Origin of the sequence: Psychrobacter sp. DAB_AL62B (assembly GCF_028895345.1) — a bacterium.
Classification (GTDB): domain Bacteria; phylum Pseudomonadota; class Gammaproteobacteria; order Pseudomonadales; family Moraxellaceae; genus Psychrobacter.
The window spans coordinates 1-21,003 of record NZ_SAXC01000016.1 but is presented as its reverse complement, the minus strand read 5'-3'; the positions used below and the strand labels follow the sequence as shown (position 1 = coordinate 21,003).

At 39.4% G+C, this 21,003-nt stretch carries 18 protein-coding genes, 1 pseudogene and 1 other annotated feature; of the genes and pseudogenes, 5 read left to right on the top strand and 14 right to left on the bottom strand.

Annotated features, from left to right (window positions below; translation table 11 throughout):
- Positions 1–54: 54 nt before the first annotated feature.
- The gene (locus tag EPB74_RS13020; RefSeq protein WP_274904589.1) at positions 55–582 is read right to left on the bottom strand and encodes a hypothetical protein; all 528 of its coding nucleotides are present in this window, start codon (positions 580–582) and stop codon (positions 55–57) included.
- Positions 583–2,610: 2,028 nt separating this feature from the next.
- Between EPB74_RS13020 and EPB74_RS13015 the strand changes: the two genes are divergently transcribed.
- The 3 genes and pseudogenes from EPB74_RS13015 to EPB74_RS13005 all read left to right on the top strand — a co-directional run bounded on the left by EPB74_RS13015 (position 2,611) and on the right by EPB74_RS13005 (position 6,032).
- On the top strand, positions 2,611–2,967 hold the full coding sequence (locus tag EPB74_RS13015; protein WP_274904587.1) for a TM2 domain-containing protein: 357 nt from the start codon (positions 2,611–2,613) through the stop codon (positions 2,965–2,967).
- A gap of 119 nt (positions 2,968–3,086) precedes the next feature.
- A pseudogene (locus EPB74_RS13010) lies at positions 3,087–4,306 on the top strand (IS3 family transposase).
- Positions 3,362–3,478: a sequence feature (AL1L pseudoknot), on the top strand. (Overlaps the previous pseudogene by 117 nt.)
- A gap of 919 nt (positions 4,307–5,225) precedes the next feature.
- Positions 5,226–6,032, top strand: coding sequence for a leucine-rich repeat domain-containing protein (locus EPB74_RS13005; protein WP_274904585.1), 807 nt, complete (start codon positions 5,226–5,228; stop codon positions 6,030–6,032).
- A 313-nt stretch (positions 6,033–6,345) separates the two neighbouring features.
- Here the strand turns inward: EPB74_RS13005 and ppiC are convergent, their stop codons facing one another.
- From ppiC to EPB74_RS12990, 3 genes are all read right to left on the bottom strand, one after another.
- A complete protein-coding gene (gene ppiC, locus EPB74_RS13000) occupies positions 6,346–6,624 on the bottom strand; it encodes a peptidylprolyl isomerase PpiC (RefSeq protein WP_089555884.1) in 279 nt (92 codons plus the stop codon).
- Between the two features lie 187 nt (positions 6,625–6,811).
- Complete coding sequence (rluF, locus tag EPB74_RS12995; RefSeq protein ID WP_274904583.1) at positions 6,812–7,798, bottom strand: 23S rRNA pseudouridine(2604) synthase RluF; 987 nt, start codon at positions 7,796–7,798, stop codon at positions 6,812–6,814.
- Positions 7,799–8,021: 223 nt separating this feature from the next.
- Positions 8,022–8,813 carry an aspartate dehydrogenase gene (locus EPB74_RS12990; RefSeq protein ID WP_274904582.1) on the bottom strand — a complete coding sequence of 264 codons (792 nt, stop codon included), beginning with the start codon at positions 8,811–8,813 and terminating at the stop codon, positions 8,022–8,024.
- A gap of 310 nt (positions 8,814–9,123) precedes the next feature.
- Here EPB74_RS12990 and EPB74_RS12985 point away from each other — a divergent pair, with 310 nt between their 5' ends.
- The gene (locus EPB74_RS12985) at positions 9,124–9,408 is read left to right on the top strand and encodes a hypothetical protein (RefSeq protein WP_274904581.1); all 285 of its coding nucleotides are present in this window, start codon (positions 9,124–9,126) and stop codon (positions 9,406–9,408) included.
- Between the two features lie 217 nt (positions 9,409–9,625).
- Here EPB74_RS12985 and EPB74_RS12980 read toward each other — a convergent pair whose 3' ends face one another.
- The 9 genes from EPB74_RS12980 to hisD all read right to left on the bottom strand — a co-directional run bounded on the left by EPB74_RS12980 (position 9,626) and on the right by hisD (position 18,499).
- Positions 9,626–10,573, bottom strand: coding sequence for a nuclear transport factor 2 family protein (locus tag EPB74_RS12980; protein WP_274904579.1), 948 nt, complete (start codon positions 10,571–10,573; stop codon positions 9,626–9,628).
- 40 nt (positions 10,574–10,613) lie between these two features.
- Positions 10,614–11,672 carry an ester cyclase gene (locus EPB74_RS12975; RefSeq protein WP_274904578.1) on the bottom strand — a complete coding sequence of 353 codons (1,059 nt, stop codon included), beginning with the start codon at positions 11,670–11,672 and terminating at the stop codon, positions 10,614–10,616.
- A 128-nt stretch (positions 11,673–11,800) separates the two neighbouring features.
- Positions 11,801–12,343 carry an ester cyclase gene (locus tag EPB74_RS12970; protein WP_274904577.1) on the bottom strand — a complete coding sequence of 181 codons (543 nt, stop codon included), beginning with the start codon at positions 12,341–12,343 and terminating at the stop codon, positions 11,801–11,803.
- 95 nt (positions 12,344–12,438) lie between these two features.
- The gene (locus EPB74_RS12965; protein WP_274904576.1) at positions 12,439–13,143 is read right to left on the bottom strand and encodes an RraA family protein; all 705 of its coding nucleotides are present in this window, start codon (positions 13,141–13,143) and stop codon (positions 12,439–12,441) included.
- 93 nt (positions 13,144–13,236) lie between these two features.
- On the bottom strand, positions 13,237–13,917 hold the full coding sequence (locus EPB74_RS12960) for an alpha/beta fold hydrolase (RefSeq protein ID WP_342462803.1): 681 nt from the start codon (positions 13,915–13,917) through the stop codon (positions 13,237–13,239).
- A gap of 203 nt (positions 13,918–14,120) precedes the next feature.
- Positions 14,121–15,113, bottom strand: coding sequence for a cupin domain-containing protein (locus tag EPB74_RS12955; protein ID WP_274904574.1), 993 nt, complete (start codon positions 15,111–15,113; stop codon positions 14,121–14,123).
- A 46-nt stretch (positions 15,114–15,159) separates the two neighbouring features.
- A complete protein-coding gene (locus tag EPB74_RS12950; RefSeq protein ID WP_274904573.1) occupies positions 15,160–16,218 on the bottom strand; it encodes a LacI family DNA-binding transcriptional regulator in 1,059 nt (352 codons plus the stop codon).
- Between the two features lie 127 nt (positions 16,219–16,345).
- Entirely contained in the window at positions 16,346–17,119 is a 774-nt protein-coding gene (locus EPB74_RS12945) for an SDR family NAD(P)-dependent oxidoreductase (protein ID WP_274904572.1), read from the bottom strand.
- A gap of 66 nt (positions 17,120–17,185) precedes the next feature.
- A complete protein-coding gene (hisD, locus tag EPB74_RS12940) occupies positions 17,186–18,499 on the bottom strand; it encodes a histidinol dehydrogenase (RefSeq protein WP_274904571.1) in 1,314 nt (437 codons plus the stop codon).
- A 547-nt stretch (positions 18,500–19,046) separates the two neighbouring features.
- Here hisD and EPB74_RS12935 point away from each other — a divergent pair.
- Positions 19,047–20,063, top strand: coding sequence for a nuclear transport factor 2 family protein (locus tag EPB74_RS12935; RefSeq protein ID WP_274904570.1), 1,017 nt, complete (start codon positions 19,047–19,049; stop codon positions 20,061–20,063).
- Between the two features lie 398 nt (positions 20,064–20,461).
- Here EPB74_RS12935 and EPB74_RS12930 read toward each other — a convergent pair.
- Positions 20,462–21,003, bottom strand: a 542-nt coding sequence (locus EPB74_RS12930) for an NAD(P)(+) transhydrogenase (Re/Si-specific) subunit beta (RefSeq protein ID WP_274904568.1), incomplete at its 5' end; no start/stop codon positions are given.

Below are 21,003 nucleotides of genomic sequence, written 5' to 3'. Positions count from 1 at the left end.
TATACTAATGCTGATTGATTTATATGGTTCTCGATAGATAAGACCGTTTATAGACTACCTATTATTACCATATAAGAACTTAGCAGTGACTAGAAGATAGATGAGCACACTAATTATCATAATTACGATTGCGCTCACTATTAAGCTTCCCAAAAACAGTGGCGTTGTAAATGGTAAAAACTTAGCGAACAAAATAGACTTAATATTCATGCAAACCTTGATATTTAAAGGGTCTGAAATTACTGCATATATATTGGGCTTGATACAAGAAGCCGCAGATTTATTAAGTAAAAAATTTGGTAGGATGAACAATAATGCAGATATACCAGCAGCATATATAGCGTAAATAATTCTTGCCCGTTTGACCATTATGCGTGGGTTCTTGCGATTACGATGGAATAATATAGCAGCGACTACAACACTAGCGAAAATAGAAATGAAAGTAATTGCAACATAAAATGTCAATTGTCCCGTCTGTTTGAAGGCAGGTGCCAACTCATTCATCTCTAAAACCATCAAACCACTTAATACACTGATAATTACACCAGTAATAACAATTGCTTTTATTATTGAATTATTCATAAAACCCTTAATACGACATATGTCGTTAAATATAAAACAATGTAGTTATCGAGTATGGGTATATAACCTTACATAATAACCACACCTCAATTTTTAAAAAACAAAATGCAGTCATTTGACATGTTAGATTGTTAACAATTACTTAATATAGTGAACTATAAAGTAATTGTTTCTTTCTAATAAGTGTCAAGAATAATTTATCTATGCTAAATATAATATTGAACTTTTAATTGCTTATATTGTTGCAATAATACTGCGACTTTAACTTACTCAATTTATACATATTATTACGGCAATTCTACTTGAGTTATATAGATTTTTCTATAGCTAACCAATTTTAGTTTTGTATTTATGTAAATTAAATCGTTTTAAATAGCCATTCGTAGGCAATATTATTATTTAGATGAGTTTATGAAGGATAAGAGTGTAATCACGATTTATCTACGTAAAATCCGACTTACCAACTAAGTAAATAAAAGATAGTATAAATAACTTTAGTTATCCTTAAGAAAATATAAATACAAACTTAGCAATCTAGTTTAGGTATATAATTTTCTTTCCACCCTTAGTGTATAGTCAGTCCTAAATAAAATAAGTACAAATATTATAACGGTCTACTGGTATCAATTTTCCTTGCTTCCTGTGTGCTTCGCACTCTAGAAGCTTCGCAAAATTGATACCAGTAACACTGTGTTTATTTTATAGTGGATCGACTATAGAGGCTTTGCTGGTGCTCATTTCTTTTAAATGGGATTTAGATCGGGACTATAAGGTGATAGCCATACCATAAGATACAATGACCATAGATATTGAACAATTTCTGAATGTGTTTGCTCTTATAAAACCTAGCACTGTCCATCACAATCATGCATTAAGGCTTGTGATTAATGTTATCTTGCAACATTAGTAGAGCGTGTCGTCATTAATATTTATCTCAAGCAATAAAGCGCAAAGAGCATATTTTCATACAAAGCACCAACGACATTGCAGCGTTTTTTTGCTTGCCAGTTGTAACTGTCGAGACAAGGCTTGCTTATCTCTGCATAGCCATAGCTCCTGATGGTCTCAGCTTCAAAGCCGCTTTCATATATACAATAGGCAATCCTTGCTGCTTAAAGAAGTTAGGCCTATTCTAATACGTCACTCTTTTGAACGGAGACGCTTTTGGAGATTTTAAGGTTTTTTTGATTGATACCCAAACGCTTTAATACAGTATGGATGCCATTTTTACTACATTTTAAGTGACGGGCGCGCTCATATTGGTAATCGTGGTGATATCTTTTAAGTATTTAATCAGTACATCGTCATGTATTTTAGTTAGGGCTGTAAAGAATTTTTCCAGCTATGTATGTTACTGGTACCGGACCCATAAAAAAATAGCATCTTCCATTACCAGCTTTTACGCTTCATGACTAACAAATCATCAATAAGATGACTAACGAACAATCCTAAGAAAACAAAAACATACTAGCAAACTATTGTTTTTTATGAAAATTATCGTAGTACGTAGTAATATTACATTAGACCTAACAAAAAGTGAATTCTAATTTAAATATCTGCTCATCTGTTTAATCACATAAGTTTCTATGATCAAATGCCTAAATTTGATGAAATTTCAGTTGCCATGTATCGATAAAAGTGCATAATGATACGATTGTAATAATTAAGTAACTTTTTGAAACTTAAAAATAAATATAAGTAAGACAGTACAAGATTAAAGAAACATAAAAACCTTGCTTACCGCTCAATCGATATCATCACTCGACTCAATGATGATGAGTGTATCGACATTGCTGAGCTAACGTATTGCTATTTGTATTTAAAAAATAGTCTCTCAAGACTCGCTAATTGTAAATAATAGAGCTAAAGATCTGTTTTTCGTGTTCACTTTTAAAGCATCTTGACGTGGGAATAACTTTTGAATTGTGTTTGTAAGATATGATAGTAGAAAACATATTAATAGTTACGTAATTGAACTTCTACAAAATTCATAGTTTTTATTTAAAATTTTATCTAGGGAATGTATTTATGAACAACGTAGCTGCTCAAAGATTTAAAAATGAAAATGAGAAGTTTTGTACTGATTGTGCAGCAAATATTAACATAAAAGCTGAGATCTGCCCTAAGTGTGGCGTTAGGCAGATAGCAATTTCAAATGGGTTTGCATCAGCACAGAATGGTAAAAGTAGGGTAACTGCAGCTTTATTAGCTTTTTTCCTTGGAGGTTTTGGAGTCCATAAGTTTTACTTGGGTCAGGTTGGAATGGGTATTATCTACTTACTATTCTGTTGGACTTTTATCCCTGCAATCATAGCATTTATTGAGTTTATCATCTTGCTACTAATGAGTGACACTGAATTCAACAGAAAATATGGTAGATTATAACTTAACAAAAGGTGGTATTCTAAAAAGTGTGCTAGCATCAGACTGACCTATGCTGAAGGAACCGTAGAGTGAACCGCCCCGGGATTGTCGGAGACTTAACATTCTGAGAGAATACGACAATGAAAAGACAAACTTACACTCCTGAGATTGAAGAACGCGCCATTCGCATGCTGATAGAAATATCAAACGACTATCCTTCCACATGGTCAGCCATTCAAGCCATAGCGCCAAAGATTGGCTGTACGCCTGAGACCCTGCGATCATGGCATAAAAAGTATATCGAGCAAACTATTCCTGCCTCGGTGCAAGCTCAAAGCCAAAATCAACGCATAAAAGAGCTTGAACGCGAGAACAAAGAACTCAAACAGGCCAATGAGATCATACGTAAAGCGGCTGCTTTTTTCGCCCAGGCGGAGCTCGACCGCTGACTAAAATCATGATTGAATTCATCGACGACAATAAACACTCTTATGGGCCCCTAGCCATCTGTAGAGTATTGCCGATTGCCCCGTCAACCTATCACCGTGCTAAAAACCTAGAGTGCTGCTCTGAAAAGTGCTCACTGCGCAGTCAACGTGACGACTTTTATATTAGCGAAATCAGACGCATCTGGCAGGACAGCAAATGCCGCTATGGTGCTCGTAAAGTCTGGCAACAGCTTAAGGCGAACGGTTTAGAGGTTGCTCGCTGCACCGTAGAGCGGTTAATGAAGCAGTACGAGCTGCAAGGCGTTTAGCGTGGTAAAGGCAAAATAACAACTCACAGTCGTGATGACCAAAAGCGCGCAGATGACCTAATCAATCGTAACTTTAACGCCCATCGTCCTAACCAGCTATGGGTCGCAGACTTCACTTATATAAAAACGACTAGCTGCTGGATTTATACCGCTTTTATTATTGATGTGTTTGCCCGCGTCATTGTCGGTTGGAAGGTATCGAATCGTATGAACACGGATATGGTTATGGCGGCTTTAAAGCAAGCGATAGCAGATAGAAATAATCCTAAAGATGTGATTCATCACAGCAATCGAGGCGTTCAGTATTTATCCATCCGCTACACTGATAAAATGACTGACTCTGGCATTATCGCTTCTGTTGGTACTATGGGTGATTCGTATGACAATGCCTTGGCTGAAACGGTCAATGGGCTTTATAAGTCTGAGGTGATACATTATTTAAAAGAGAGCTGGACTGGCATTAACGATGTTGAACTGGCAACTCTTGAATGAGTGGACTGGTTTAACAAAACACGACTGCATAGCACGATTGGTTATGTGTCACCTTTTGAGTTTGAGAAGCGGTATTATGATAATCTTAACCTGTTAAGCCAAGCAGCCTAACTTAAATAAACAGTCTCCGATATAGTCGGGGCAGTTCAATCTCAAAATTCTGCAATGCAGGTAATGTAGCAAATACGCCACAGAAGCCTAAAGCCAGTGCCGTTTTTTTATAATGTATCTTCATAAACTTCTCATTAAAAGGTGTGATAAAGGGATATGATTGTCAAAAATTTATCTCTGCTATTTTCTATAGCTATATATATAGCTTTGCACCGCTTTCATAACCTTCGTTATATTACTCAACTAATTTTTAATTATCAATCTATTAAAAACTAAAAACATGACTATTAATATTTACGTATATTCAAAATAAATAAGGGTAAGCTGGTAAATTAAATAATTCAAAATAAAACTGAAATCTGGAAGATAATTAAGTTCGACATGCACTTTATGTAAGCAGATTACAGTGATGCTAAACAGAGCAGTTCCGTAGCTCCTTCAGTTCACTTTTGACAAACGACAAACAGCTTGTTATGATAAAAAAATCGTGGGTTTAAGGCTACTTCCAGCGCGATGAAAAACAAAGACTGGTAAAACGCACAACTCCTTTTCGCTCTGTAAGGTGACTGTGTCGTTTCAATTTGGCACAGACAGAGCAACAGGAGATTTCATTATGACTACTTCTAGTCAATTGATTCCAACCTTTATAATTCTCAATAATTTTTCTCATACTCAGTCTTATGAGAGCTTTCTGCTATCCTGCTTTTTTCAACAAGCCCTCTAGTAATCTTCATAACTATTTATCAGTCTCTTTATCAACTCCTTTAATACCAAGCTATGTCAAGGATATGATTTACCTTGGTTTTATTACTGTGCCCAACTACTTTGAAGTTTGACGCATAGCGATAAAACCCACTAAAAACTTGAATGTATTCACCTCATTTAGATCATTATTTAACAAGTATTAAAAGGTAACCTTATGACAGCATATAGCGGTAAAACCAACCAAGATGACAACACCACTCGCAGTCAAGATACGTGCGCTGAAAACTGGATGACGGAGATATGGGACTGGATTGATAACCATAATATGTATGGTAGCCCTGACAGTACTGTTCCTCGTGAACCTGAAGCATTACGTCTGCTCGAAAGACTTGATTTAGGATATGGAAAATCGACTAGTTATACCTATATTGATGATAAACCAGTATTACACAGCGAAAGTGAGTCCACTGAGCCATTGCCAGCTGCTATCGGCAATTTAAAAAATCTAAAATACCTGAGACTAAGAGGTTTTGAGGAGCTACCAGAAGAAATTGCTCAATTGGATAAGTTAGAGACGCTGGTTTATATGAACTGCGCTTTCACTGAATTCCCAAAGGTGCTCTGTAAACTAAAGAATCTTAAATCGCTTAGTATTTTTTCAAAAAGCTTAGAGAAGTTTCCTGATGAGCTCGGTAACTTATCATCGCTTGCCAGTTTTGATATGAGGGGAACTAAGGTTCAGCAGTTACCAGACTCTATTGGCAATCTAAGCAAGCTTAGAAGTATTGAGCTGTATGCTAATGAAGATTTGAAGACCTTGCCTGATAGTATCGGAAATTTAACAAACCTTGAAAAACTAGAAGTACGTGCTTCTGATTTCGAAACCCTACCAAGCTCTATAGGCAATCTAAATCAATTAAAAAGTCTTGGACTCTATCACAATGGCCTACAAAGTCTGCCCAATAGTATTACCAACCTAAAAGCATTGGAACAACTCGATGTTAAGGGAAACGTTCTCTAAGATTTATCAGAAACTGTCAGTCTATTTTTGGATAGTATTAATGATAAAGCGGCTTGGTAAGAAGTAGAGCACGCAATATACAAAACCATGCTTGAGACGGTCGCTCAGTGTTATGCTTACTTAGATGATGCTGTATATGAGCACTGCGGTTATGTTTGTCAGATTGAAATGCCTGTATATGTGAGCATGATTTTTGCTAGACAGATAAGTATTAATCATAAAAAAGCCAGACAGCTTAGGTTGTCTGGCTTTTTGGTGTGCATCATCTATTAAAAACAGTTCAAAAATTCTATGCCACTACAGACTCTAATTCTTACGTCCTGTAAAGCACTTTAACCACATGCCAGCCAAATTTGGTTTTCACTAAATGTGGGGTGAAGAGTTCGCCGTTGAAGCAGACTTTATCAAATGCGGGTACCATTTGCCCCTGCCTAAACTCACCTAAGTCGCCGCCTTTTTTACCTGATGGACAGGTTGAGTGTTTCTTAGCCAGCACATCAAACTGGGCGCCTTTTTTAAGCTTGGCAATAATGTCGTCAGCCAGTTCTTTGTCTTTTACTAAAATATGCAATGCGCTAGCTGTACGAGCCATAATGTAAACCTTTCATAAAATATCGATTGTCGAGACATTATATCATTACTTACTTTGGCTGCTAACCTCACCTGTATAATCTACTTTATCAAAAGTCATTATCTATACAGGCGCTACTCTTTGGATGAGAGTAGATGCCTTTTGAGTGACGCTGCCACTACCAATCAATTTATAGTCACGAATACCACTACCGCTTAGAACTTCGACCTTTTGCAGGGCGCTTGCCATTGGCAGCAGGTTTGCCCTTGCCGCCGGATTTCTTGCCATCACTAAAAGGACGCCAATCTTTACCTTTAGAACCTGCTGGTTTTCTAGCCCCATCTTTGGGGTGTTTAGTATTGCCCTTTGCTGCGCCTACTGGTTTTAAAGACGCTTTTGCTTTTGACGAATCATCAGTACGAGATTTTTTTCGAGGCGTATTACGAGATTTCTTAGCCGGAGTACTGTCTTCCGAAGAAGAATCTTGTATAGATTTAAGTAAAACAGACATCTCTTTTTGGGTTAAGTCTCGCCAATCTCCAACGGGTATACCCTTAAGATTCACATTCATAATCCGTGTACGCTCAAGCTTCACGACTTCATAGCCAAAGTGCTCACACATACGGCGAATTTGACGGTTCAGACCCTGCACTAGCGTGATGTTAAACACGTTAGGTGCCACCTTAGTTACTGGGCATTTTTTCGTCATCTTCCCCAAAATAGGTACGCCACCAGCCAAACCTTTAATAAAATCATCCGTTATCGGCTTATTCACCGTCACCACATAATCTTTCTCGTGGTTATTACCAGCACGTAACACCTTATTAACCAGATCGCCATTACTGGTCAAAAAGATTAAACCTTGGGAATCTTTATCCAAACGCCCAATCGGGAAAATACGTACACTATGTCTAACAAAATCAACAATGTTATTTTTCTCGGAGCTTTCCGTGGTGCTCACAATACCGACTGGCTTATTTAATACAATAAAAACAAAGTCATCAGCTTCTTTCGGCTCAATGAGCTGGCCGTTCACTTTTACCGTATCTCCAGCAACCACTTGCGCACCCACCGCAGCACGCTTGCCATTGAGGTACACATTGCCTTGTTCAATAAAGCGGTCAGCGTCTCTACGAGAGCAAATACCGCTTTCGCTGATGTATTTATTTAAACGAGTCGAGGAAGTGTTAAACATAAAGCACCGTTTTTACCTAATAAAAAGCCTTTCTTACTAAGAAAAAAGCCTAAATTGAATGAATCATTAACAACGAGATGGCTGACATTATATAGGAAGTTCAGTGACCATTTCAGGCGAGATGGGGAGAAATCTAGAAATGCATCCAGAATCGTATAAAAAGTTATTATGATCAATATACAGGGATAGCTTTTTCCATAGTGTTTTTCATTTTAATCATGCGTTATATTTGTATAACCTGATCAATCTGACAGCACAGACGCAAAGCACTAAAGGCTGCTAAACTTGACGTTTTAGGATTTTCGGCCAATGGTAATCCCGTCATACTAATCTCAAGCTTACCGAATACGCCTTCAGCGGTTATATGATGAATGTTGTGCTCAAGCGTTGGGTCAGCGATTAATTCTACAATCGTATCATCGAGGCCAACGCCTGCCAGCGCAATAGTAGCGGCAACGTTTGAATTATCCGGGAATAAAGCAGCAGCTTCTCTAGCAGTACCCGTAAAGAATACGGTGGGCTCGGCTAAATTATCGTAGTCGATAAGTTGATCAGCATAACTTCCTTGCCAGCTCGATGGATGCTTTCTCCCTTGATAAACCACATCACTCAGACCTGCCAAGCTCGCAGCGTTTATGCCATCAATCCCAGCAACTGCTCCTGCTAAGATATGAATTTTTACACCGCTCGCTTCTGCAGTATCAGCGAGTGATACCGCAAAATTCTCATCAGTAAAGGCACCCACAGAGACAATCCCAAGTGGTATGCTTTTTTGCAATATTTTAATAGCATGCTCTTTGAGCCCATCCTGACCCGACATCTCAATCGCTAAATCAGGAACTTTTACTAAATCGTCTATCGAAGTAATCACCTCTATAGACTCGCCTATCTCAGCCTTTATACGTTCTGCGCTTCTGTGGCTTACTAATACTGTCGAGAGAACAATGTTGTTAGGTAGCATCTCATGTACTTTTCTCGCCATCGATCCATAGCCTATGAACATCACGCTTTTCATACCTACTCCTATTTATTGTTTTTTATATTTCTTTGCTCAAACTACCCGAGACATCAATCACTCCGCCTATAGTATAAGAGGATTAAAGTAACTATTTCCATTACATCAATTATGTTAATGGATGACACGCTCTAAGACAATGCCAGAACGCTTTTATGATGTTATTCATCTTATGTTAAAACAGTAAGCGACTATTTTGACTACGTGTTGCAAAGTGGGCTACAAATGGTACAGTAGAGATAGGCAGGTCTTAGCTTTAATATAATTGTTACGACAGAAACTTTGATTTTGTAAAAGGAGTTGAATACTGATGAGCAGACCTAAACAGGCATCCATTCATATTCGTTGTGATTACGATTTAGCCAATGAATTTAAGCAAATAGTCGAGCAAAACGGCTACACCAAGTCGCTTGTTCTGCGTGAGTTGATGCAACATTATATTAACAATTCCAAAAACCAAAATATGCTATCCGAACGAGACTTAATGAGTAACGTTATAAAAAAAAGCAGTGCAATAAAAGCAGCGCCTTTAAAAGATATGACAACCGATGAGCTATTGAAGTTAGCTATAAGAATGGCTGAAAAACATATATAACTTAGCTACTTATACCCTACTTATCTATCTAATAACTGAAGACAAGATTGTAGCTAAAATAAGCCAATGCCAATGTGATTTGAATTTCAACTTAGAGGTAAAAAAGGATGCTAATACCAGACAGTATTAGCATCCTTTTTTATTCAATATTTTTTATATAATAGTGTTATAACTATAACTTAAATGCATGCACTGGCAAGATTTTCTAGCGGCCAAACTATTTTTCAGCCAGTAAAATCTGCTGCCAAATCGCTACCTCATCATACATTACATATTCGCGGCGTAGTCCCCAAGGCCCAAACTCAGCATGGCAGGCTCCCATGATATGTACCTCTGCGCCAGTTGGCTGTCCAAAATGTCCATAACCTTCATGCTTTCCAGTTAATGACCATCTGATCGCTGCACGAGGTGACATAAGTTTATCTTCTCGTCCAATCTGATGGTGAATCTTAAATTCAGCATTAGGAAATGACGAACGTAATCCTAACCAAAAAGCATCAACATCACCATGCGATATACCTGAAACACCACCTGGATACTCGCCCAAACAACAACGATCGTACTCATGTGGAATTAGAGCAAACTCTGCGTTCATTAAGCGAGTTAGAATATCAGTGTATTTTTCACCCCATAAGTTATCGTTACCACGACCTAGATAAGGACCATCTTGATCAATATCTGGGGTAAATGGTGATTTGATAATACCAGCTTTCTCTTGCAGCTCAATAACTTCTTGAGCCCTGTCTTTAGGTGTTTGCCCCATTTGGCGAGCGATTGCCCCTTGATCTCTTATCAGCCACTCATCGTCAATCTGGTTGTTTTTTGCATGACAGTCGGCAATGACTCGAAAACGCAGCTTTTGACCCGTTTCAATATGCGTAGCAGTGGTGATTATACGGTGTGAAGACAACATACCCGTCTCTGGAGTACCGCTCCAAATGACATCCTCACCAAGCAATGTACGGTTAGGAAACTCTGCTAACACATTCATGGTAGCGTTTATCACGCCTTGATTTCCGAAGTCTATACCTAACGGCGTTCTCACAACAATATCAGGAGCATAATAGTCGTGTAGAGTATGTAAGCCACGATTTTCCCAAATTTCATTAGTAATTTTTAATATATAATCAGGAAAATCACTAAACTTTTCATCGAATCCTTTCATAAATCTCTCTTTATTTGAAGTAAGTATTAATAGATTGATTTTATTTATCAAATTGACGATAGCGTGCTTTATTAAATTCGCGCATTCGAGCAAGGACATCTACGCCAACTTGTTTATAGGCATGTAAAATATCCACAAGAACCCAGTTCTCACGAATTAAGCCATCCTCACAACGCCAAAAGTCTAAGCTACGAAGCGTTATTTCTTGTCCAGCAGGTGCAATACCAAGCCATCCATCGTTAGACACGATCATCGACATCCCTGGCCAAGCTGTGAATGCAACATAATCCCCTTCAGCAAACAAATAACCATTCTCTTCAATAGTTTTACGGTTTGGCATAGCATTTAAAAACGGGATTTGATGCCAGTTACGAAAACCTGCGATACCTCGACAGGCTCCAATACCAGAAGGTCCATACCAACTACAACGAGGATGCCAATACTTCTCTAGTTTCATAGCAGAGACACCACCTGTAGAGAACTCGCCTAAACCATTCAACATATCAAGTACTAATTGCTGGCTACGCTGATTGTGCTCAACAGGATAATCTTGCCCTACTAAGTTTCCATCAAGGGTAGCAGGTGCTGACAAAATACCTTCACGTCCAAGGCTTTTTACCATTGGCCATGCATCCGCTTGGTGCATCACTTCAGGTATATCCCAAAGTGCTTGCATTTCAACAATTTTGCCATTTTCAAAGCGATAAAACTCATGAAAACGCATGGTAACTTGATGTCCTGTTGGAGGAATATCAAGCCAGCTTTCCATAAATGTACCTGTGTAATAGCCTGCGCAACCTACCCAATCAGTATGACTATTATCATTCCCAGCCATGCTGCTACCACTATTGCCAGCCATCACAATAAAAGTGCGGCGCTCTAGATCTGGAATTGCTTGTTTTAATGGCTCAAAACCTTCAGTGAATAAAGCACCACGGTTTTTTAAGGTTTCTAGTGGGTAAGATAATTGAATGACAGCAGATTCAGCAAAGATGTCATCTATTAGAGACCTCACTTTTTCACTATCATAATTGTATAGTGCTTGGTTAAACCTCTCAATTTGATACTTATTTTGTTGTTCGGCTGTCTTTTTTATCATCTGCTTTCCCTTGCGTTATTCCTTAAATATTAATAATTAAAAACCTAACAAGTGCTGAGTTAAATAATCACAACCACACCTACAAGAATCTTTCTAGATAAAGCTGTGATTAATCGCACTTGAGCAATTTATTTCATTACCTTAGGTGTATGGGCTAAATCACCTGACTTAGTGTCAAACTTTTCCCAACCATGACCATTAAAAGGATCAGCACCCAGCTGCATCATAATAGAAGGAAAGTCTACCATTACATAGTTATCGACGATCTTTCCATCTTCTACTTTCCAAAAATCCATATAGCGAATAATAATTTTTTTGCCTGTGGGTTCTATACCCATGAATTCACCGCTGTGAACTGCTTCTTGACGACCAAATGCTGCACACCACTCGCCTTGGGTTAACCTTGCTTCATCAATACAAACTTTCTCAGAGAATGCCTGCTGAAAAGGGCGCTGCCAACCATCTTGAAACTCTTCTAAGCCTTCTTTATAACCACATCCTGCATTACCCATCCAGCGAAAACTTTCGGCAAAAAATCTTCCCATATTGTCAATATCGTGATCGTTCAAACCGTCAACCATGGCGTCAATCACACTTATGGTTTCATCTGTTTTACTAAGATCATTATCTTTTGTTAGTATGCCTTGCTCTGGACGTTTTGATATTGTCATAGTATTTCTCTCTATTAAGTTAATATATAAAGGTCTTTTTAAGCTTTAGCGTTGGCTTTTAAATATTAATTGTTATGCATTAATTAAGATAAAAATCAAACTCTTGATTCTTCAAACGCTTGCCACGCTTTCTCAAAAGCTGCAAAGTCAAAGCCTTCTTGTTTTGCAGGGGTTAGGATGATTTTTTCGCTATTCAATAACTTGTTAATGGCTGATTCTAATTTATCAATAATATTTTTAGGAATAACTACGGCGCCATGGCGGTCAGCATGTACTAAGTCTCCTGCTTCCACCGTCATACCCATAATATCGACTGTCGTATTGATTTCTTTAACATGGACAAAGCCATGACTAGGACCGACAAAAGTGGCAATAACAGTAAAGTCTTCTGGCATGTCACCCAAATCACGCATCACGCCATTTGTTAATGCCCCATTCATCCCAAATGCTTTATGTACCGTCGTATTAATCTCACCCCAATACGCGCCAATGCAGTTTGGATAATCGACATCTTCGACCACGGCGACTGATGGCATACCACCTTTTGCACCGTCTGCCATAGCACGATAATAATCCATACGTCTGGCGCGAATAACCTCTTTTGGTTCTGTAGATTCTGCAATAGCACTGATTTTTGCTGTAACTGCATACCCTACAATTGGTCTTGATTCAGGATCGGATGACAACATGTTTCCACGTGTAAAACTATCAAAGCCTCGTTTGCCCTGAGCAACTTCAATAGCATTACATACCGTCGGTGTATCAACGGATTGCAACAACTTAAGTAAGGTATTATTCATAAATCTATCCTCTCATTTCCATATGAGTTAAGCGACAAGCCAATTCCAGCTAGATAGCCAGTTTCACACTCGCTGCTTTTGTTAAAGCGTAAGTTACGTAAATAGCCAGTTCTCCAACGCAAAGTTGGTCTGCTCTGGTGATTGTAATGTTGGTAAATGTCCCGCACCCTTAATAATCTGTAAGTCTGCATGGGGTATTAAAGATTTCATTAAAGTATGGCGTTCCACTGGACAAAGCTGATCACTCTCACCACATAAAATTAAAGTCGGCACATTAGTATCAACTTTTTTTAGTGTCTCTTGCTGGTCGTATCTATCACGTAGAGCAAGGCTTTGGTTAATATAAGCCTCTGCCCCTGATGACTGAGCCATCGTGTTGCAAAGCTCAATTATGTCTAAGTTTTTCTTAGTTGATAGAATTTCATCAGGTGAGAAATACTTAGGGATCGTATTCGCCATCACCTCAGCCAATCCATGCTGTTGCACACTAGCCATTAACGGCTCACGACCTTGCTTAACCTCCTCCGCTTCTGCTTTTGGATTTGTGTCAAGTAAAGCGAGTTTGGCAATGCGATGAGGTGCTTGACGCAAAACTTCCATCGCAATAATCCCGCCCATTGATAATCCTGCCAATGCAAAGATCGGCGGTGCATTATCAAGAATATCTTTTGCTAAATCCTGCATATTATTGTGAGTTGAAACAGGCACAATATGAATCGGAACTCTATGAGAAAATGCGGAAATTTGCGGTGTATAAAGTCTTGCATCACACATCATGCCGGGGATAAGAACTAACGGTATCACTGGTATATTCCTAATATGTATAGTGAGTTTTAAGCCCCAAATATAACCCTAAGATAACAATCTCGATTTCATTGCTATTCGCTCTGTGCATACTATTTTTACGCTGTTATCTTATCTTGATATACCTGAGCTCAATTATAGGTTCAACTATAATTACTTTAGATTTTAAGCTATCAATTAAGCATCCAAGTAGGCCCTGCGGATTCGACTGTATTTCTCACTCTAAATAGTGCTGCTTCGCCAGACATCGACGGATAAATACTGTGCATTAGGTTGGGCGGCACTGCTACTACATCTCCTGGTGCGATACTGGTTTTGACTTCTTCACCCGTATCGTCTAGCCACTTCAATGTCCAATGCCCCGTTTTTACCATCAGCACTTCATGACAGTCAGTTTGATAAGCCTCTTCACTAATTGAGCCGCGTGTCAAAAAATCCACCGCAAAACCAGGCTTATCCTTGATCAATGCTTGCTCGCCAATAACTTGGCAAGGTGCCTTCTTGGCCAGCGCCATCATATCCCAATAACGAGCGACATAATCAGGGACGATTACTGAGGTGGACACTTCTGGATACTGCTTAAGCGCTTCTTTTGTGAGTAGCGGCATTGGAGCAATACCCTCAGGTAGACTCTCCCCTTTTTTACTGTCATACAACCGACCATTGTCACCCAAAATTAAACCATGAGCCTTAGCATCTTCAATGACCTGTGGTGCCCAAGTCACACCGCCACCCGCATCGTCACCACCGAGTATCGACATAATCATGCCATAGTCGTCACCGATGTTTTCAAAGCCACGAAATACCCCAGTCGGAATATTAAAAATATCCCCTGCTTCGCAAATCACTTCCCCCGCTGTACCATGAAGACCCCAAAAAAAACGCCAACGCCCGCTCAACACAAAAAACACTTCAGCAGTGGTGTGAAGGTGCAGGCTATTTTTACAATGTGGGGGTTGGCCAGCTGCGCCAATGTTGAAACCAGGGGTTTCTTTGATATGCACATGTTGGTCTGGGCTTTCTGATACACCACCACCAATGATAGTGAAGTTTTCTTTATAATTTGATCCTGGGGTATGAGCATCAATAAAAGCGGTGCGGCAAGGCTGTAAATCTCCATAACGCACGATACGCTTTTCCATCTCTACTCTGCTAATTCCTTTCATTGTTTTATTCCTATTTTTAATTGCTTTCTAAATAACTTTTTTAAATCTAAATTATTGATGGTATTTTTGCCGACTTACGAATTATCAATGGACCATCTATAGAAATCCGCCTTGGTGGAGAGTCAGGAGCTGCAATTTTCTCTAATAAAGTAGACACCACCTCATCTGCCATACGTTGAGCAGGTTGACTTACTGTCGTTAAACTATAGGATTCCCAAGAAGCAGCGGCAACATCATCGTATCCAACGACGGACACATCCTCTGGCACTTTAAGTCCTAGCTCGTAACGTAAGGTGTCAATCACAGCGAAAGCCATAAAATCATTGGCAACAAAGACAGCATCTGGGCGATTTGTCTCAGTTTTATTAGCAAATAACTCTATCGTGGCTTGCTTTGCGGTTTCACGATCATAATTACCGACCGCTTTGGCAAATAACTGTTGACCAGACTCTTGCAACCCTAAAATAAAACCCGCTTCGCGGTCGCGTTGAGTAGAAGATCCAGTCCAACCTGAAATATGAGCAATTCTTTTATGATTACCTTTGACAAAAAAATCCGCTACTTTACGACCACCTACAAAGTTGTCAGAGCTCACACCAGAAAGCCGATCATCATCTTGCAAACGATTGAGCATAATTACAGGAATGCTTTCTGCATGACAACGGTCCGTCAAATCGCTCGATAAACTCAAAGATGCCGTTATAATACCGTCCACTTGATAATCCAAAAGCTCATCCACCACCTTAAGGGTGGACTCTTTGTCATTCATCGCCATAAAAATCAATAAATGATAACCATGCGATTGCAACGCATGAGACAGCTTTTCGATCACTTCTGCGTAAAACAGATTTTCTAAATGAGCCACAACCAAACCAATTAAACGACTCTGTCCGGTAATTAACGAGCGCGCTAACATATTTGGACGGTAACCTAATTCCTTAGCAGCTTTTTTCACCTTATCTTTAACTTTTTGTGACACACTTGCACCTGGGGTATAAACCCGAGATACCGCAGATTGACTAACCCCTGCTGCTTCAGCAACTTGATCTGCTGTAACGCGTTGATGCTTTATGCTATTTTTGATATTTAGACTTTTATTTGTCATTTCATAACCTTTTATAGCCCTGCTTTTAGCTATGGTTGTTGATAGAGTTTTCTAATAATCATTATACCTAGCTAGCTAGCAAGTCAAAAACATTCAATAGTAAAGTCGCTGACATCTCAACACTGAGCTATTCTGCCGTCCATCCACCGTCTATTAACAATGAAGTTCCCGTTATCATTGCTGATGCTTCTGAAGCTAAAAACACAGTAGCTCCCATAATATCTTCTACTTCGGCAACTCTGCCTAAATGAATCTTATTCATAATCCATTGGCTTTTACTAGAGTCAGCAAAGGTTGAAGCGCTTAAGGCTGTTTTTACAAATGTCGGACAGATAGTATTAATACGAATACCATGCTTACCCCACTCTATCGCCATGGCCTTGGTATAGCCTTCAACAGCATGTTTGGTGGCACAATATACGGCCCGATCAAACCCACCAACATGCCCCATTTGCGAGGAAATATTGATAAGACTACCTGCTTTATTTGCACCAATGAGTTGTTTTGCAGCCGCTTGCATCAAAAAATAGGATGCTCGTAGATTGATATCAGAAACTTCATCAAAGTCATCAGGTTCAGTCTCTAGCGCAGGGCTGTGTTTTGCCATACCTGCACTATTAACGACGATATCAAACGCTTCTGCATCAGATACATGTTTGAATAAATGACGAACTGCAGCAACATCGGTAATATCTAGCTTTAAAGCGTTAGCCTTGAAACCTTTATCTTTCATTAGCTTAACCACGGCTTGTAGCTTATCGGAAGAGCGCGCTGCTAATGTCACTTCTGCACCAGCTTCAGCCAATGCAACAGCACACCCTAATCCGATACCAGATGAGGCTCCAGTAACTAACGCACGCTTACCAGTAAGGTTAAATGATGGTGTCGTTGGTAATTGCATAAGTATTTACCTTCTCTAATTTAAATATCTGATATCAAATAAATATGACTGGATTATCATGCTTGCTTAATCAGCAGCTGCGCCATAAGGTACTTCTTGATGACCATAACGGCGTACACGCACATTGCATTGCTCAGCATGACCAACAAAGCCTTCTAAAATGCATAAACGAGAGCCATATCGGCCAATCTTTGCAGCGGCTTCATCTGTGGTTATTTTTTGATATGAATGGGTTTTTAAATATTTACCTATCCATAACCCACCTGTATATCGACCTGCTTTTTTAGTTGGTAAAGTATGGTTAGTGCCAATCACTTTATCGCCATTAGAGACATTAGTGCGAGGACCTAGGAATAATGCGCCATAACAGGTCATATTGTCTAAAAACCAATCATCTCGATCCGTCATTACCTGCACATGTTCTGAAGCATACTCATTCGCAACTTCAAGCATCTCTTCATAGGTATCACAAACAATGATTTCCCCATAATCTTCCCAGCTTTTCGATGCTGTGTCAGCCGTTGGTAATACCTTCAGTAGACGTTCGATTTCACTCATGGTGTCTTCAGCAAGTTTTTGTGAAGTCGTTAACAGTACAGCAGGTGAGTTATAACCATGCTCTGCTTGACCTAGCAAATCTGTAGCACATATTTCACCATCAACTGTCTCGTCTGCAATAACCATCGTTTCGGTAGGTCCTGCAAACAAATCAATACCTACTCGGCCAAATAGCTGACGTTTCGCTTCGGCGACAAAGGCGTTACCAGGGCCAACCAACATATGAACAGGCTCAATAGTCTCAGTACCTAAAGCCATTGCACCCACTGCTTGAATGCCGCCCAATACGTAAATTTCATGAGCACCGCCTAAATGCATAGCAGCAATTACAGCAGGATTAGGCTTACCTTCAAATGGAGGTGTACAAGCAATAATACGAGGTACACCTGCAACCGAAGCTGTGGCAACAGACATGTGGGCGGATGCAACCATTGGAAACTTACCACCTGGTATATAACAACCTACTGACTGCACAGGAATATTTTTATGTCCCAAAATAACCCCTGGCATTGTTTCAATCTCAATATCTTGCATGGAGTTGCGTTGGGCTTGAGCAAAGTTACGTACTTGAGTTTGAGCAAATTTAATGTCTTCTAAATCGCGAGGTGACACTTGTGCAATCAACTCATCAATCTGTTCTTGGCTTAAACGAAATGCTTTAGGAGAATAGTTATCAAACTTCTCTGACAACTCTCGTACCGCAATATCACCACGTTTTTCGATATCTGCTAATGTTGACTCAACCACTTGACGTACTTTAGCGTCATCTTGGTTACGTTCTGCCTCAGGCTTGCCTTCTTTTAAATAGGTAATCACATCCATGTCCTCGTTTGTGCTTATTTAGTATGTTACTTAATAGATAAACTAGATTGGTTTTCTTATATTACGTTTTTAATCATATCAACTTTGCTTTCATACCACAAGTATTTTTGCATACGAATTTAATATTAAAAAACACTATAATACCTGATGTTAATCATATGAAATATTTACATAAAACCCTTTATTTACTTATACATACAGTAAATAAATACAATACATTTATTATAATTTAAGCTAAAACCTACTTATTTATAGCCAATATAATATCTATGAATAGTTATATAACAATAAAAAGTGCAATCGAATTCAAATTGTTCTAATATAGAACTTACCTTAGCTATTTAATTAGGATCTTCTGAGTTTTGGCTCTATCAAGGCAATGGAAGCGCTTGATATTGATAGAAGGCTCTGTTCAATAACGTAGAATAAGATAAATCCATTCCTAAACTTTAGTAATATAGTTTGGGGTATTGAACGTTCAATAGACCCTAGCTATCGTATATACCTATCTTATTTAGATAATAACTGGAAATTAATAGGACAACATATGATTCAACAAGCCAAAGAGTTTATCTGGGAATACTGTGAAGCCTTTGACAACACAGATGCAGACTCGTTACCAGAACTGTTTAGTCAATTCGTAACTGATGATTACAACTGGAAGGGGGTATATCCTTTTCGAGAAATCTCTGGATATGATGAGGTAATTGAGCAGTTTTGGAGACCGCTCAAGGAAGCCGTCACAAATCTGCAAAGACGTATTGATATTTTTATTGGTGGTTCCAATGAAATTGAAGATAATAGAGAAAGTAAGAATCAGGCCGTTTGGGTGATGAACATGGGCCATTTCACAGGGCTTTTTGATAAGCCGTGGCTCGACATACCCCCTACTGGCAAAATGCTCAATATTCGCTATGCTGAGTTTCACCGAATAGAAAACAATAAAATCACCGATACGGGATTATTCATAGATTTAATTGGTGTCATGCAACAGGCGGGGGTCTATCCTCTTCCCCCTTCAACAGGGCAGTATTTCGTTTACCCTGGCCCGCGCAACCATCAAGGAATTTTACGCGGTGAAAGCGACCCTTTGCAGACCCAAAAAACCCTTGATACCGTCAATATGATGATCGATGATCTTAATCAGCTCAATTTAAGTGGTGCCATGGGCTGTCCTCCTGAAGTCTTGGCACGCACCTGGCACCAAAATATGACTTGGTACGGCCCTTGTGGCATTGGCGCAAGTTACACCATTGAACGCTATCAAAAACAGCATCAACTGCCCTTCCGTAATGGCTTGGGGGATAAGAAGTACAATGGACATGTATGCCGCTTTGCTGATGGCGAATTGGCTTGCTTTTTTGGCTGGCCTAACTTAACCAACACCCCGATAGGTGGGTTTCTAGGCATGCCAAGCAGTGTACAAGCAGATATGCAAGTGGTGGATATCTATTATCGTAAAGACGATAAGCTGTCTGAAAACTGGGTATTTATAGATATACCTTGGTGGTTAAAACAACAAGGGCTTGATGTACTAGAACGTATGCGAGAAACGCAAGTTTAATATTAGACCTAAGTAAAAAGCAAACCTCTACCAATAATCATACTACTCACGAACATTTACTGAGAAAAATAATTTCTTAGTAAATGCTCGTGAATAGCGATAATCCAGTCTAAACTGTCCATGACTTTTTGATGGCAGCACGCCATGAGCCAACGCGTAATATATAGCCCATAAAAGCGGCATACTGTAACGCAAAAAAAGCCACCGCAGTGACTTTTTATACATTATCATTTAGCTATCATATAGTTGATTCACTGTAAAACTGATACGAGTGCTACTGGAATAAATTTTTCGCAGCCTCTGTCACGCTTGCGAACAGCCAGCAAGAAAATTTTATAACAGTAGCACGTGGCTACCAACGTATCGATTTTATGTAGAACTGCCTATAATTTCAGAGATTAATGAGCACCATTAATACTACGTACCATCTCTTCGACCATCTTCTTGGCATCGCCAAAGATCATCATGGTTTTGTCCATATAGAACAAGCTATTATCAAGACCTGCATAACCCGTATTCATCGACCGCTTAATCACCATCACCGTTTGCGCTTTAGTCACCTCTAGAATCGGCATACCAAAGATCGGTGACGTAGGATCGTCTTTCGCAGAAGGGTTGACCACATCGTTTGCCCCAATGACCAACACCACATCGGTACTGGCAAAGTCTGAGTTAATCTCATCCATCTCAAGAATGTCATCGTAAGGCACATCGGCTTCCGCCAATAACACGTTCATATGTCCTGGCATACGACCAGCAACTGGGTGAATGGCAAAGCGCACATTGACGCCTTCTTCTTTTAGCAGCTCATATAGCTCTTTGACCGCGTTTTGTGCACGACCTTGCGCCATGCCATAACCTGGGACAATCACCACACTACTGGCGTTGGCCATTAAGAAACCCGCATCTTCTGCTGAACCTGCTTTATAGTTCTTTGGCG